The organism is Paenibacillus polymyxa, from assembly GCF_001719045.1.
Taxonomy (GTDB): domain Bacteria; phylum Bacillota; class Bacilli; order Paenibacillales; family Paenibacillaceae; genus Paenibacillus; species Paenibacillus polymyxa_B.
Window position 1 is genome coordinate 1,160,230 of record NZ_CP015423.1, and the last position, 13,810, is coordinate 1,174,039.

Consider the following 13,810-nt stretch of genomic DNA (forward strand, 5'->3'; position numbering starts at 1 on the left):
CTTGTATGAAGTAATTAATTGTTCTTTTGACCCGTTAACAGGAGCATGATAAAAGAAATGAGTATGATAGAGCATGTCCACGCCCACGCCATAGGAAGATGACCAGCATCCACTGCAATATAAATGGCCGTCGGAATCGTTTGAGTTTTACCCGGAATATTTCCGGCAATCATCAGCGTAGCACCAAATTCGCCCAGGCCACGGGCAAAACCGAGTATGAAGGCAGCTTTAAAAGAAGGGAAAATTAAAGGGAAGGTGATGTATCGAAAAACCTGCCATTCACTTGCACCCATCGAACGTCCCGCGTTTTCCAAGTCCCGGTCAACAGAAGACAATCCCATTCTCAGCGTCCGATAGACTAGAGGAAAAGCTACTACCACCGCTGCTATAACCCCTGCCCACCACGAGAATATAATAGGCTCGCCAAACCATTGCTCCACAAACCGTCCGAACCCGCTTTTTCGTCCAAGTAATATGAGCAGTAAAAAACCAACAACCGTCGGTGGGAGTACCAAAGGCAGCATAAGCACGGTTTCAACAACCGTTTTCCCTTTAAATAATCCCAACCGCGACATTGACCATGCCACAAGCAAGCCTAATATGATTACGAGAACGCTAGATAACAGTGCAACCTGCAACGATAATCGGATAGGAGGCCAATATTCATTCCAATCTATATCTTGCATGCTCACTTCGGTATGTTAAATCCATACTTATCCATAATATTCAGAGATTCTTGCGATTGTAAGTATGCATAAAAGTCTTCGGCTTCTTGAATGTGCTTTGTAGCTTTGACAATCCCGATTGGATACTCAACAGGTGAATAGGTTTTGGGATTCACCTCAAAGGCGATTTTTGCCTTTTGTGAAGTCAATGCATCTGTTTTATATACAAATCCGACATCTGCATTCCCAGTTTCCACATATTGCAGCACTTGTCTAACGTCTTTCGCTTGAACCAGCTTGCTCTGTAACGTGTCCCAAAGCTTCGCTTTCGTCAGCGCTTCCTGTGCGTAGTTACCCGCTGGAACACTTTCAGGAATTCCGATTGCAACTTTCTTCACTTCTTTTTTTGTTAAATCGGTTACACTCGCGATGTTCATCGTCCCATCTTCAGGGCTAACCGCGACCAATTCGTTCGTCAGCCACGTTTTTTGTTTTTTCGTATCTATTAACTGCTGATCAACAAGGGGCTTCATGTTTTTGGTCGAAGCGGACAGAAACAAATCCGACGGCGCTCCTTGCTCAATTTGTTTTTCCAACGCACCAGAGCCGCCGAAGTTAAAATTCAATTTAATGCCTGTATGGGTTGATTCGTATGAATGCTGAATTTCTTTGAGCGCATCCGTTAAACTTGCTGCTGCGGATATGGTAAGCTCAATAGTTTCAGCCGTTTTCGAAGATGTCTGGCTGGAAGATCCGTTCTGATCCGAACTGCTAACATTTGAATCTAGTTGTTGTTTCGTACCGCATCCTGATAATAATAAAATGATGGACATAACCAAAACGAAAACAGTGCTACTTTTAATTAATTTATGCATTTGGTTCGGCTCCTCATGTTAGTTCATCATCAATTAATCGGTTTCGCTATTAGCTGTGCCTGTCTCGTACGTTCGATCAGTGTACAATTTTCAAGAAGAATATGATTAAAAATATCTGCTTCCAGGTCTTCTAACCGCTTCAATACGAGTCGGTGCGTACCACAAGCTTCCTGCATCGGCTCAAAGCCGTTTGTGATCAAGCGCATTTCCTTCAGGAACTCCACCACCGTTTGATGCTCGTCTTGCAACTTGGACAAAATTAGATTCAACTCATCTGCTCGTTCCACTGTTGATTCTTGTAAAAATGCTTCAATCATCGGAAACACAAGGTCCTCCTCATTTTGAATATGTTCCGATAATTCCTGTTTAAGCAAGGTGAACAATTCATTAACTCGCTTGAGATGCGAATAACGTTCACCGTGAACCCGCGTTAGTTTGGTTACATACGGCGTTAAGGCCGATAGTTCTTCCCGAAGCTTCGTATGATACTCATTTTGAATATAGGCGATTAGTTCTTTTGGTTCGAGTGAAGGAGGTTGCATTTGCTTATGCTGTGCCTGCTTTTCTTCCACTTCATGTATCTGCGTCAGCAGTTCACCAGCGTGGAGGCCTCGATTGGCTGCTGCTTCACGGAGCGATATTTTCCCTCCACAGCAGAAATCAATTCTCAGTTTGCGGAACAGATCTCCCGTTTTGGGTACTGCTTTCACGATGTCCGCCACCCATGTTTCTTCCGTTAACTGGCTCATCTTCCATTCCTCCATTTTACTTCGATTTTATACTCAACTTTCATTCTACGTCTCCCTTAAAGCTGAACCAATCAGGGGGTTCCCTCTTTCACTAGTGGAAAGAGCCTGATTATAACAAATCAGAAAGCAACTGTTCAGCCGCTTCTTTCCCTTGAGCGATACAATCTGGAATTCCAACGCCCCCATAGCCGGCACCGCATAGAAAAACACCCGGTAAATACTGTGCGAAGTCCTGTCTCATCTTCGCCATATGCTCTTTGTGTCCAATCGGATATTGCGGCATCGATCGATCACACCTACTGACTTCAACGAATTCCGGTTCCGCTTCCAGGCCCATTAAATCTTTCAAATCTTTGCGCGCGGCATCCACAAGTTGATCGTCTGTCATCTGAATCCAATCCTGTGCGCCTGCATGTCCGATGTAGGTCCGTAAAAGCGTATATCCTTCAGGAGCAGTATGGCTCCACTTCGTCGAAGACCAAGTACATGCTGTAATCTTTTTGCCTTCTTTGCGAGGGACTAGAAATCCCGTTCCCTCAAAAGCAAAATTAAGATCTGTGTTTTTATAAGCAAGAGCAATATTGGCTACGGAAACATAGTGAATCTTGTGTAACCAGCTAGCGCTTGCAACGCCGGAAAATAATGTAGCCGCTTCAAAAGCTGGAACAGCGCAGATCACCGCATCCGCATCTATTTTTTGTCCGTGTTCTAAAATGACCTGATAACCGCTTTCCTTCCTTACTTCAACTACACCTTGCCCCATAACAAAACGTACGGTATCCAGCCTTTCCTTTAGCCGCTCCACGATCGTAGATAATCCTAGCCGATAAGAAAGAAACATACTTTTCTTAGCGATATCCGGCAGTTTGTCTTGTACTGCTGGCTTTCTTCCCGCCCCTTTAGACATACCCTTAATCAAACTTCCATGCTTTTGTTCCATTAGTTTAAATTGAGGGAAAGTTGACATAAGGCTCAGAGAATGAGTATCCCCAGCGTAAATTCCAGACAGCAGAGGTTCTGTAATCTGGTCCAGAACTTCTTTGCCAAGACGCCGTTTGATAAAATCACCTAGAGATTCGTCCGCATCACCTTTCTTCGCCGGAATGATTAAATCCAGGGCTGCCCGTGCTTTTCCCAGTGGAGAAATAAGTCCTGTCCGAATGAAAGGAGTCAGCTTTGTTGGGATGCCCAGAATGAAGCCCATCGGCATCGTATGAAGTTTGCCCTTATGCAAAATGCAAGCAGATTTGGCTTTCGGGTTTGTCGATACCAGCTCTGCTTCCAGCCCCAACTCCATGGTCAGATCCAATATTGCCGTCTTTCTGGCCAAGAAAGCATCCGGTCCTTTTTCGATCATAAAATCGTTTTGGCGAACGGTTTGCAGCTTTCCTCCCAGACGTTCACTTTTCTCCACCAGTGTAATCTCCACTTCAAGCTGCCGATCCTCAGCCAGCTTTTTCACATAAAAGGCAGCACTTAAACCACTTATTCCTCCACCGAGAATAACGACTTTTTTAGAACTTTTTTTCATGAAAACACTTTTCCTCTCCAACCCCGGGTATATAAGCGCAATAAGGGTCACTCTCCAAATAGTCTCCTGTTATTGCAAAAGCCCTTGCTCTGGAGCCCCCACAGATGGCCTTGAATTCACAGACTCCACATTTACCTTTAAGTAGGGACTTATCTCTAAGATTCATCATGATCGGAGAGTTGCGATAAATATCTGCCAGGCTATCGTTTCGTACATTCCCGCACATAAGAGGCAGAAAACCGCTCGGGTATACTTCTCCGATATGACTAATAAAAACAAATCCATCTCCATCATTTACGCCTTTAGGAGCACGTCCTAAAACATCTGCCCTCTTTTGTTCGTCTGCTACACTGCTCTCACCTGCATTGTGCTTTTGCTGCAGTACGACCCTCCGGTAGTGGGGAGCTTCTGTAGCCTTCACACCGTACGGCATCTGTTGCTGTATTTGATACAACCATTTCATTACGGCTTCATGCTCATCAGGAGTAATCATATCTTTCTCCATGCCACGTCCGGTTGGAACAAGGAAAAATAAACTCCATAACACGGCCTGCATTTCCTTTACCCTTTCTGCAATTCGCTCCAGATCATGGAGGTTGTACCGGGACACCGTAGTGTTCACTTGAATAGGGATATTCAGCTCCTTTAAATAACCAATTCCTCGCATGGTTGTATCGTAGGAACCCACCGTACCCCGAAAATGATCGTGAATGTCTGCACATGAACCGTCCAGACTAAACGCCCACCGCGATAACCCAACTTGCTTTGCTTTTTCTACCGCTGCTCGTGTCACTTTAGGTGTGGCACTGGGGGTCATCGAAACCGACAGATTTTTCTCTTCAATTGCATATCGAGCCAGTTCAAACAGATCAGGACGCATCAAAGGATCTCCGCCTGTGAACACAACCAACGGATGATTCATTTCAGCGATTTGATCTATCAGCTTCTTACCTTCTTCTAGTGTCAGCTGGCGAGGATCAGGTTTGTACTGAGCTTCCGCTCTACAGTGAAGGCACTTTAAAGCACAAGCTCGTGTAACCTCCCAGATGACTATAAACGGATCTGTATGATAATCACGCGGCGTTTTCAAAGATATCATTGATGTCTCTCCTTTTAGAAGTATAAAAACAACACAAAAACATAGAGCATCATTGAAAATCCAATTTCCGCCATGCCAACTTGTTTTGCCTTTAATCCAAGTTTAGGAAGCCATATGGCCCGTATCAAAAAAATCGAAAAAGGAACAAACAGAGCTAACTTTAACCAAGTAGCAAACAACAAAATCACCAAATGATAGATGATGGAAGCATAATGGTAACGTATATTTTTTCTTTCACGAATGATCGTTTTGACATACAAAGCAGTTCCGATAAAGTAAAGCACCAAAAGCAAGAATAACTCTGTTGCTACTCTCCAATCCTCTCCTCCCCCCATATAAATAACGGGGTATATAAAAGAACAAAAGAGTAGAATTGCAACAATGTCATTGAGTAAAGCACGTTCATTTTTCGTTTTTGCAAAATAAATATTAGCCATAAAAAAGAGCAATAGAAGAACCCCATACCAGATCAAGGCAGGCTCAAACCATATCAGTGAAATTAACAAAGGAAGTAATATCACTCCGTATACAACGGCGGGTTTGCGGTATCTTTCACTGCTGCCTGTTTTGATCCATTGGAGGACAGGAAAACTGAATAAGTAGATAAAAAACCAGCACACAAATAGGGGGATATGAATGAGTTCCCCTCGAGAAGCAGCTAAACCGAATAAAAATGGAAGAATGAGCATGGCCCAAGCTCCATGTTGATTGGGTATGTATCTGCTCATCCCCTTCAAACCCTTGATCCTTTTTTCACAATCTTTTTTATGTCTGTTATTTCGGTTAATCGATTCATCATCCATTCCCCCAAGATTGAGTTTTATCTTCTAACTTCATTCTAAGTATTATATGAAATTGAACCAATTAGGGAGTTCCCTTTTCCTTAGGGGGGAAAATCCTAACCGGAAAAATAACGCTATTTTCTTATGCTATACTGTACTAAAAAAGGGTACAAAGAAAGGATGAACTGTTATGGGAGGACCTTCTTTACGTCAACTGCATGCTCATCATGCCATTCATCAAGGCGGGCTATCTGGCGCTCTAGATAAGACGAGAGAAGTAGAGGAATTACTCGAAGCAAAAGAATTCAAGGTGGCGCGCCAGGCTGCCGACCACTTGATCGAATATTGGGAAACCCGCATTCTTAGCCATGCTGATGCAGAAGAGGAAGGATTCTATCAGGAAATGGTCGAGAAAAAACCGGAACTGCAGGAGGCTGTCGTCAAACTTACACGGGATCATGATCTGCTCCGAATCATTGTAAAAGAGCTCAAAGCCATGATCCGTGAAGAAGGGCTTACGCCTGAAGTTCTTCAGCAGTTCCACGCGCTTCTGGTTGTCAATGCCATCCATAGTCGGGAAGAAGAACGTTTGTTGTTTGAGGAACCGTCATGATCAAGATGTGGCATAACGATTCACTTTCTCTATAAAAACGTACCGAAGAAATAGTCCAACGCCTCCTGCGAGTATCCGTCATCTCCTTGCCAAGCTGCTACGGAATAAAAGTCATGATTGCCGTGCTGTCGTTTACGAGGCGTGTCCTGTGGAACCAGCAGTCCGGCATATCCCCACACCTCCATGACTACATCACGCTCGTTTTTGCTGGATGGAAACACATCCTTCCAGCGCTTTTCCAATTGACGTGCACTGCTTTGAGCATCACAGTTCTGAACAGCTTCGAGCATGTTATGAAGTATAGTCAGATCCTCATCGGAAATCTGAACAGCCTCTTCTTGACTGAACAATTCAAGGTCCATCCAGCAATACAGAAGGTGGTTCAGACGAATACCGCCCCATTTGATTCGTTCAAAATTCAGTACATTCAAATCTTCATTGACATATTCCTTATCAGACATCAATTTATTAAAATTACAATCCCCACAGCTACTGTAATTGGGCAAGACGACAGGCCGCTCCCCATAGGTGTGCAAAGGAAGCCCTGCGGTTAATGCCCAGCTCGATAAGGCGCTTCGTAAATGAACCTTTTTCGTGGAAAGACTGTGCAAAAACGCTACTGCCACTCGCTCTTTTGTAGCCTTTTGCTGGTGCAGCTCATGCAGCCTGTTTATAATCTCGTTATGTGTAATGGTGATCGGATCGAACATCAAGCCCTTACTTTTGGCATATTCAAAATCCTCACCCGAAAAAGATCCCCGCTCCTGCTTCCAGCCGCTAGAGGACCAGAATGTGTTCATCAGTATTTTTTTCGCCTTTTTATCCACAACACATCTCCCTTACTCATCCAACACCCTCACCTCCAGCACAAAGAGCAGGGTTGTCATGTATTTTATGTAAGATCACTACTCATCTTTATACTTAAAAGCAATGGCCGTATTTCCCGACCGGGGGTCAAAATAAGAAGAGATTTTCCCCCAGTTCAGTTCATATTCCATATAGGGGTAAGGCTTTGTTTGACGATAGCTTGGCTTTACGGACAAATGTTGCTGTAACAAACGATCATGCTCCCTTTGTCGCTTTCTCTCTCCTTCCTCAGACCAATTATCCCACGAAGTTGGAAATTCATCTCCCTGGAGCGAAATCTCCACGACAATTAGGTTTGTATCCTTAAAGCATACAGACACAAAAAAATGCCGACACAGCAAAGAAACCTGATCGAAATGATACCAGATGTAGTCATTCCCTAGCTTTCTTACAGAATGAAAATATTTCGAATACCAAGTGGTCTCTAACAACTGATCTTCCGTTAAAGATGAGTAGATAGCACGCTCACCATCGACCTGAATGATTCCCGATTCCCAGTCATTCATTGCTGTCACTCCTTCAGCTATTATGCCAATCTCCTACAGTTACTCTCTGTCCTCATTTGTCCACATGATTGAAAATGGCCTGCCAGCAATATGATCACAGATATGAACATAAGCATTGCATTGATTACTTTGTATTTAGCAAGCCCTCGCTGAAATACGCGAGTTCCCGCATATTGCTAAAACATTCATATCTTTTCACTCCATTTTCGATAGCTTCTAAACTACGAGTATATTGGGTTGCCATGCTCTACAAAACGATCGGTTCCAGACTGCTCTCTAAATGAGCCTATTAGTAAAAATCAAAGTACCCCCGCCAGACTCCTTCATTCTGATGCTTGGCAAAATAAAAGCTACCTCCATCCACAATATTCAATTGGGCTTTGGCATCTGAGGCAATCTGAAATACAAATTCATAGCCCTCGCCAAAGTCGATGCCTGGTTGAATAAAGCTGGGATAGCCACCGATTTTGTGAACCGCATATATTTCCTCTACGATGTCCTCAAAATAGTCGGGTTCCTCCTCGTCCATCTGGTTGAGAACATCGCCGTATTCCTCAGGGATATCTTCACCGTCCCAGACCGGATAATCATTCTCTTTAAGTTCGGGGAACAGCGGAAATGCTTTGATTTGCATAAATGCCGGATCAAAATTTTTTTCAACCAAATCCTCTACCGACGTATACTCACGAATACACATATATCCTTCCATGTCCTCATGATCCAGTACATCGGGAGACAGGAAGACCGTCAACAGCTTGACACTGTGCATAGCTTCAGGGACAAAGGGCAAGGCAGGCAAATACAATTGCATGATCGGAGCCATAACATTCCCCTGTACATCAATGGGTTGTTCCTCCGTTGGCAAAGCCACTGTAACTCTACCAATCCAGCTCTGTTCAAGGGAACCCGACGGTCTGCGACCCCCTGTATGAAAAATAGTAGCTTTACGTTTTAGAATCGTTCTTAGCTTCTCAATAGAGTTGCTGGACAATGAAATCACTCCTTTCTAATCTAGAATAGAAACGCAACAACATCCTCGCCTGCTTTAAATCCAAACTCACTTAATCGATCTTCCATCTCTTGAATCTGATGTAGATAATCTTCCGGCATAGCTGGCAGACCCTGTTCATTCACTAATGTCCCGCCGAGTCTGGCGCGCGCATATTCGGCACTTTTCCACATTGCCTCAAACACAGTTTGCGGCTGCACGGTCCGTACCCCATCCATACTGAAAATCAAATCTGCAAAGCGATCCTCCGCGAGTGTACTCAACCCAAAAAAGCCAGGCTCGGTTCCCGTATGTACGCTAAATAGTTCATCATAGCCTCCCGGCCCGTGATGGTGTGCATGGAAAATATCCATATCTCCCCACTCCATTCCGAGGCTCAGCATGACATCCCAGATATCCGCTCCACGGTAAGATTGGCCTTGATCCGCCACCAGCCTAAGCATCACAGCGTGTTCCCTTTCACCTTCCTGATCTGTAAATGCTTTAAGTTTTTCCGCTTTTGTACGTACATGGGCAGCATCCTCCCGAGGAAGCACATGAACGGTGCCCTTCTCCTGAAAACGCGCTGGCAGTGTGTTCATAAAGTCTGCTGAATTCCACATCAATCAGCCAATAAATATTAGCATCAGGCTCCACTTGATGGATTCCTTTTATGGTCTTCACAGGCTCATATTCCAACTCCACGGCAAGGATGCTAGATACATCCTCACTCCCATGTTCAGGTAAATTCATGAATCTCTCTCCTAACTAGCTGTTTTCACTTTACAGTTTCCTATAATTCTCAATCTATATTAAACTATAAATCACCAAGCACAAAATAGTATAAAAACGGTGCTGGGTTGTTGAACATAACTTTTTAGAATTTCAAAGCTTCGAAAGGGGAGAAATCATGATGCAAAAACTTTGGCAAAAAGGGAAAGCTCTGTCTCTGCCTATTATGGTGTCCGCATCGCTGATATCTGGAGCGCTGTCTGTAAGTACACCTGCGGCGAATGCGGCTGCAACCAAGGAATTGCTTCAGCTATCTGGTCAGACGACTTACTATGGAGAGGTTGAGAATGGGCAGCCCAACGGACGTGGTACGATCAAATGGAGCGAATATAAGCAATATTCGGGTGATTTTGTGAATGGCAAGCGTTCAGGTACTGGAAAATATATAAATCAATACACGGATGCAGATGGACAAAATCATAAAATCGTATACAACGGCACATGGAACAATGACACGATGAGCGGCAAGGGTACGCAGACTGAAAAAGTGACACAAATGGACGGAACCGTACGTTCGAACGAGATTCAAGTAGGTACTTTTCAGAACAATGGATTACAGAACGGCTACCAAGTGATCCACGCTGTGGCCGATCCAGACTACAGCTTCACTTATAAAAATGGAAAAGAAGTGTTAAATATCTTGCACAGTAATCAAGATCTGGTCCAAAGGTGGCAAAAAGGAGAGCTCTTCTCCGTAAATTATAAAAATGGCTCTGTCCAAAAGGAATACTCCATGTTCCCTGAAGAGACTGCTACCAAAGAACGTCAAAGACAAGCGTCCATCAAGTATTTCAAAGGAATTACCGCCAAGGTCACTCCTCACTTGCAGCAGTTTGAAAAGCTGTCCAAGCAGATTCCGCTAAAATAATTAATACGACGCGAAACATGCATTAGCCTCTACGCAAGAAGGCCTCTCTTTCTAATGGAAAGCTCCATTTGAAAAGAGGGGCTTTTTTCGTTTCGTTATGAATGACATATAAGAACTTCGGATCATAACACCTCCTACTATTCTCCCTTATGCACCCTCATGAACTCATACAAATGACTTATTTTTCACTTAAATCCCCTCCTTTTTTTGCTAACCCACACTAGATTCACTAAAATATAAGTAATTATTTTAATCATCCGAGGTGGACATCATGGCTAAAATTATGGTTCCTCCTGAGAAACTAGAGGCGGTTTCCAGGCAGTTCGCACAGGCACGTGAGCTGGGGGCACAAATTTGCGGACAACTGTCACAGCATATTCAGATGTTGGAAAATAGCTGGGCAGGAACAACACAGCAGCGCTTTTATCAGGATTTTCATAAAGCTCGTGGACAAATGGATGCTTTCACTCAAACTGTCGGTTCTGTCAGCACAGAGCTGCGTTCCATTGCAGTAAAATTCAAGGAAACAGATACCCAAGCAGACACGGGTATTAATAAAGGAGATCACAGCGGACAGATCGGCAGCAGTGAAGGGACAACTTCCGGGAAAAAAGGACCCGATCCAGCAGATATAGCCATTAACAGCATTTCAGAAGCCAATAAATGGCGCGGGCAACTGGGATTTGCCGGAACAGCTATCTATAGCGGTCTGGCTTCCACACTTGTGCTCACCAAAACAGTAGAATTCAAGAAAAGTCTGAAGAATCCCACTCGAGCGGTTATACATAATGCGGCATGGGTGAAAGGCAAGGGCAACAATGCTTTTATGCGTAATTTAGGCAAAAGCCTAAACCGCCAATTCGCCAAACCCGGTATTGTGATGAAGGGGTTAAAGGGCTTTGATCGATTAGCTGGAAAGCTTCAAATGGGTAAGCTCGGCCTCGGATTCAATAAAGCCAACAGCTTTCCTCAGTGGACGCGGAACGTCATCGCCGGGGTGGAAAAAGGCCGATATGGCATAGCCACCCGCCAAATTCCTGGCATGATTGCCAAAAAGCTGTACCCTATTAATGCCACCATGAATATTGTGGGCGAGGGTATCAGTCTGGCTGGAAAATGGAAAAGCGGGAAGCTTACCGGAACGGATGTGGCTGTATCCGCTTCTAACGTAGCGATTAAAACCGCCGCAACTTATGGCGGTGCTGTCGCTTTGGGAGCCGTAGGCGGCGCTATCGGTGGTCCGGTCGGTGCAGCCGTCGGTGCTTATGTCGGGGGTACGGTGGGAAGCTGGGCAGGTGGAAAAGTCGCCAAATTCGCCGAAAAAGGGATACGTTGGGCCAGCAAACTATTTAAATGACATACACCTAACAGATGGAGAAGGAGCCTGACTATGGATAAACAAACGGTAATTTTAACGCTTGAGGAACTAGGCTTTGCCTTGACCGCACTGGGCGCAGAAGATATGGCTTCTGGTCTGCTCCAATCTTATTACGGGGAACTAACCGAAGATCGCTGGGAACTGCTTTTTCATGCTGCAACGCATAGCCTGATATCCAAGGGTCTGATGGAACAACGGGATGACGAGCAACAACAGCTCGAATTTGATGAGTTCATTGTTGAAATGCTAGCTCATCTGGTACAAAGTCGTCAGATGCTACGTGGCTACAAGGAGCAACAGGATAAGCAAAATACATTAACGATACACCATGGAAATGAACGTTTTCTGTATCATTTCTCCAGTCACAATGAACTCCATTTCTTTCGCTGGTCTTCCCCAGAAGACTGGCATCATGACATTGATCAATTGTTCGGCCTGCTTGCTTCGAACTTCAATGCGTACAGCCGATACGTCGATCTGACCGAAGAACAGTGGAATGAGTTAACCTCATCCAACTTCAGCATGCAGCAAATGACAACGTGGAAGCTTCATGAGTCGGCCCAACAAATAATACAAGACTGGCGAGAGGATTTTGATCGTAATCAGTGTAGCCTTAATAATTTGAGCCAAATGGTATACACGGATACGGATGAAGATGGTCCTTCTGTTACGAATCTGCTATTTGTTCTTAAAGGAACGAATGATGTGTGGATCGTAAGAAATACAGAACTGGATATGCAGGCCACCCCATGTCTGCGTATTGAAAGTGTAACCGAAGCTGACTGGAGAGAACGGATAACATATTTCATTCAGGAGTTTGTTCGCGACGAGGCGGTATTCCGTGGATAGAATTGTATATCGCAGATCTTTGGCATTTTGGAAGGCCATGGGCAGCTTGATGTTTGTGCTGATTTGTCTGTTTTTGCTGCTGCTCATTTTTATCGACAAAGATATCTCAGCTCTACAAATCTTCTTCTTTATTACGTCTGCCATTGTCGGACTTCCTTTTTTTGGTAGCTATCTCGTGGTTTGTTTGAGCAGAACGCTTCGTAAGGATACCTACCTGTTCATCTTTGACGAACACAGCATTTCCGATGGTATTCGAACTGTCCCGTGGGCTGCAATCACTAAAGTTGAATTCGAAGGGGCCTCCATCCGCAAATGGCTGCGCCCTCGCTTTCCCGCCTTTATTTTTCATCTGAATGACCGCAGCACCTGGGAAGTCAGCACCGATTATGTGTTGAACGATATGGAGCTGAACCAAGCAGGGAAACAACTTCGAACTCTCATTAACCAGCATGGCAAGCCAAAGAAAAAACGTTCCTGAATAGTGCCATTGAATATATCAAAGCTTGTCTCTATCATATGCAGCTACAAGAGCCACAACCACTGCTGCCGAGTTGGCCGCAGCCAAATCAAGATTGGAGTCAAAAGAATCCGCCGCTTCTACACCGGCAAGATCAGACAAAGAACGGACAGCCAAAAATGGAACACCAAACTGGTACGCAGTCTGAACGACCGCGGCCCCTTCCATATCCGTCACTTTCGCTTCAGGAAACTGGCTACGGATAAAATGGGCGCGCTCAGCCTGGGAGATAAAAGAGTCTGCCGTCGTAATCAAACCGTTGACGATCTGCCCCTCAATCCTGGTCTCCGCCAGCGCTTCTGTCGCAAAAGCAAGCAGCGCTGGATCGACAGGATAACTTGCCGGCATCTGTGGCACCTGTCCGTAGGTATAGCCGAACGCCGTTCCGTCCACATCGCTGTAAGTCAGCTCGGTCGCCACTACGACATCGCCAACATGCAGCGCTGGATCAAGCCCACCCGCAGATCCGGTATTAATGACAAGCTCCGGGCTAAATCGCTCAATCAACAGCGCCGTAGTCGAGGCTGCGTTCGCTTTGCCAATTCCTGATTGCAGCAGAATAACTTCCTTGCCCTCAAGCTGGCCCGTATAAAAAATCCCGTTCGCAATCTGGGTCCTCTTTATCCCTTCGATCTGCGCTTTCAAATCTGCTATTTCTTCCTCCATAGCTCCGATAATCGCTATACTCAAAGTTCTTTTCCCGCTCCCTCCATGAATTCCTTGTATTCCAG

Annotated in this window: 16 protein-coding genes; 5 read left to right on the forward strand and 11 right to left on the reverse strand. The window is 44.8% G+C overall.

Annotation, left to right across the window (positions count from 1 at the left end):
* Positions 1–14: 14 nt before the first annotated feature.
* The 6 genes from modB to AOU00_RS05265 form a co-directional block, all read right to left on the reverse strand.
* The gene (gene modB / locus AOU00_RS05240) at positions 15–692 is read right to left on the reverse strand and encodes a molybdate ABC transporter permease subunit (RefSeq protein ID WP_028542273.1); all 678 of its coding nucleotides are present in this window, start codon (positions 690–692) and stop codon (positions 15–17) included.
* Positions 689–1,540, reverse strand: a complete 852-nt coding sequence (gene modA, locus AOU00_RS05245) for a molybdate ABC transporter substrate-binding protein (protein WP_069290100.1) — start codon at positions 1,538–1,540, stop codon at positions 689–691. Before modA ends, modB begins: the two co-directional genes overlap by 4 nt.
* A 29-nt stretch (positions 1,541–1,569) precedes the next feature.
* Positions 1,570–2,289 (reverse strand): iron-sulfur cluster repair di-iron protein, encoded by a 720-nt coding sequence (gene ric / locus AOU00_RS05250; protein ID WP_069290101.1) that lies wholly within the window; start codon positions 2,287–2,289, stop codon positions 1,570–1,572.
* Between the two features lie 109 nt (positions 2,290–2,398).
* Positions 2,399–3,820 carry a protoporphyrinogen oxidase gene (hemG, locus tag AOU00_RS05255; protein WP_069290102.1) on the reverse strand — a complete coding sequence of 474 codons (1,422 nt, stop codon included), beginning with the start codon at positions 3,818–3,820 and terminating at the stop codon, positions 2,399–2,401.
* The gene (locus tag AOU00_RS05260) at positions 3,804–4,919 is read right to left on the reverse strand and encodes a TIGR04053 family radical SAM/SPASM domain-containing protein (RefSeq protein WP_069290103.1); all 1,116 of its coding nucleotides are present in this window, start codon (positions 4,917–4,919) and stop codon (positions 3,804–3,806) included. The genes hemG and AOU00_RS05260 overlap by 17 nt, the downstream gene beginning before the upstream one ends.
* Before the next feature lie 14 nt (positions 4,920–4,933).
* Entirely contained in the window at positions 4,934–5,722 is a 789-nt protein-coding gene (locus AOU00_RS05265; protein ID WP_069290104.1) for a YwiC-like family protein, read from the reverse strand.
* Between the two features lie 169 nt (positions 5,723–5,891).
* Between AOU00_RS05265 and AOU00_RS05270 the strand changes: the two genes are divergently transcribed.
* The gene (locus tag AOU00_RS05270) at positions 5,892–6,314 is read left to right on the forward strand and encodes a hemerythrin domain-containing protein (RefSeq protein WP_025718091.1); all 423 of its coding nucleotides are present in this window, start codon (positions 5,892–5,894) and stop codon (positions 6,312–6,314) included.
* A 29-nt stretch (positions 6,315–6,343) separates the two neighbouring features.
* Here the strand turns inward: AOU00_RS05270 and AOU00_RS05275 are convergent, their stop codons facing one another.
* The 4 genes from AOU00_RS05275 to AOU00_RS05290 all read right to left on the reverse strand — a co-directional run bounded on the left by AOU00_RS05275 (position 6,344) and on the right by AOU00_RS05290 (position 9,298).
* Positions 6,344–7,141: a hypothetical protein gene (locus AOU00_RS05275; RefSeq protein ID WP_061829634.1), complete on the reverse strand. Its 798-nt coding sequence runs from the start codon at positions 7,139–7,141 to the stop codon at positions 6,344–6,346.
* Positions 7,142–7,219: 78 nt separating this feature from the next.
* Positions 7,220–7,687 carry a hypothetical protein gene (locus AOU00_RS05280; RefSeq protein ID WP_039274394.1) on the reverse strand — a complete coding sequence of 156 codons (468 nt, stop codon included), beginning with the start codon at positions 7,685–7,687 and terminating at the stop codon, positions 7,220–7,222.
* Between the two features lie 289 nt (positions 7,688–7,976).
* On the reverse strand, positions 7,977–8,678 hold the full coding sequence (locus tag AOU00_RS05285) for a DUF1963 domain-containing protein (RefSeq protein ID WP_069290105.1): 702 nt from the start codon (positions 8,676–8,678) through the stop codon (positions 7,977–7,979).
* Positions 8,679–8,698: 20 nt separating this feature from the next.
* Positions 8,699–9,298, reverse strand: coding sequence for a cell division protein ZipA C-terminal FtsZ-binding domain-containing protein (locus AOU00_RS05290; protein ID WP_237166379.1), 600 nt, complete (start codon positions 9,296–9,298; stop codon positions 8,699–8,701).
* Between the two features lie 290 nt (positions 9,299–9,588).
* On the opposite strand from AOU00_RS05290, the gene AOU00_RS05295 reads away from it, so the two are divergent.
* From AOU00_RS05295 to AOU00_RS05310, 4 genes are all read left to right on the forward strand, one after another.
* On the forward strand, positions 9,589–10,335 hold the full coding sequence (locus tag AOU00_RS05295; RefSeq protein WP_061829632.1) for an MORN repeat-containing protein: 747 nt from the start codon (positions 9,589–9,591) through the stop codon (positions 10,333–10,335).
* Between the two features lie 271 nt (positions 10,336–10,606).
* Positions 10,607–11,692 (forward strand): WXG100 family type VII secretion target, encoded by a 1,086-nt coding sequence (locus AOU00_RS05300; RefSeq protein ID WP_069290106.1) that lies wholly within the window; start codon positions 10,607–10,609, stop codon positions 11,690–11,692.
* A 33-nt stretch (positions 11,693–11,725) separates the two neighbouring features.
* Positions 11,726–12,562, forward strand: coding sequence for a hypothetical protein (locus AOU00_RS05305; RefSeq protein ID WP_069290107.1), 837 nt, complete (start codon positions 11,726–11,728; stop codon positions 12,560–12,562).
* Positions 12,555–13,040 (forward strand): DUF5381 family protein, encoded by a 486-nt coding sequence (locus AOU00_RS05310; RefSeq protein ID WP_069290108.1) that lies wholly within the window; start codon positions 12,555–12,557, stop codon positions 13,038–13,040. The genes AOU00_RS05305 and AOU00_RS05310 overlap by 8 nt, the downstream gene beginning before the upstream one ends.
* Before the next feature lie 18 nt (positions 13,041–13,058).
* Here AOU00_RS05310 and AOU00_RS05315 read toward each other — a convergent pair whose 3' ends face one another.
* Positions 13,059–13,769: a 5'-methylthioadenosine/adenosylhomocysteine nucleosidase gene (locus AOU00_RS05315; protein WP_081330679.1), complete on the reverse strand. Its 711-nt coding sequence runs from the start codon at positions 13,767–13,769 to the stop codon at positions 13,059–13,061.
* Positions 13,770–13,810 lie beyond the last annotated feature (41 nt).

What these genes read in the sequence shown, in the direction of transcription:
- modA (WP_069290100.1), bottom strand. Translation starts at nt 1,540, where the DNA reads ATGCATAAATTAATTAAAAGTAGCACTGTTTTCGTTTTGGTTATGTCC.
- ric (WP_069290101.1), bottom strand. Translation starts at nt 2,289, where the DNA reads ATGAGCCAGTTAACGGAAGAAACATGGGTGGCGGACATCGTGAAAGCA.
- hemG (WP_069290102.1), bottom strand. Translation starts at nt 3,820, where the DNA reads ATGAAAAAAAGTTCTAAAAAAGTCGTTATTCTCGGTGGAGGAATAAGT.
- AOU00_RS05260 (WP_069290103.1), bottom strand. Translation starts at nt 4,919, where the DNA reads ATGATATCTTTGAAAACGCCGCGTGATTATCATACAGATCCGTTTATA.
- AOU00_RS05265 (WP_069290104.1), bottom strand. Translation starts at nt 5,722, where the DNA reads ATGGATGATGAATCGATTAACCGAAATAACAGACATAAAAAAGATTGT.
- AOU00_RS05270 (WP_025718091.1), top strand. Translation starts at nt 5,892, where the DNA reads ATGGGAGGACCTTCTTTACGTCAACTGCATGCTCATCATGCCATTCAT.
- AOU00_RS05280 (WP_039274394.1), bottom strand. Translation starts at nt 7,687, where the DNA reads ATGAATGACTGGGAATCGGGAATCATTCAGGTCGATGGTGAGCGTGCT.
- AOU00_RS05290 (WP_237166379.1), bottom strand. Translation starts at nt 9,298, where the DNA reads ATGTGGAATTCAGCAGACTTTATGAACACACTGCCAGCGCGTTTTCAG.
- AOU00_RS05295 (WP_061829632.1), top strand. Translation starts at nt 9,589, where the DNA reads ATGCAAAAACTTTGGCAAAAAGGGAAAGCTCTGTCTCTGCCTATTATG.
- AOU00_RS05300 (WP_069290106.1), top strand. Translation starts at nt 10,607, where the DNA reads ATGGCTAAAATTATGGTTCCTCCTGAGAAACTAGAGGCGGTTTCCAGG.
- AOU00_RS05305 (WP_069290107.1), top strand. Translation starts at nt 11,726, where the DNA reads ATGGATAAACAAACGGTAATTTTAACGCTTGAGGAACTAGGCTTTGCC.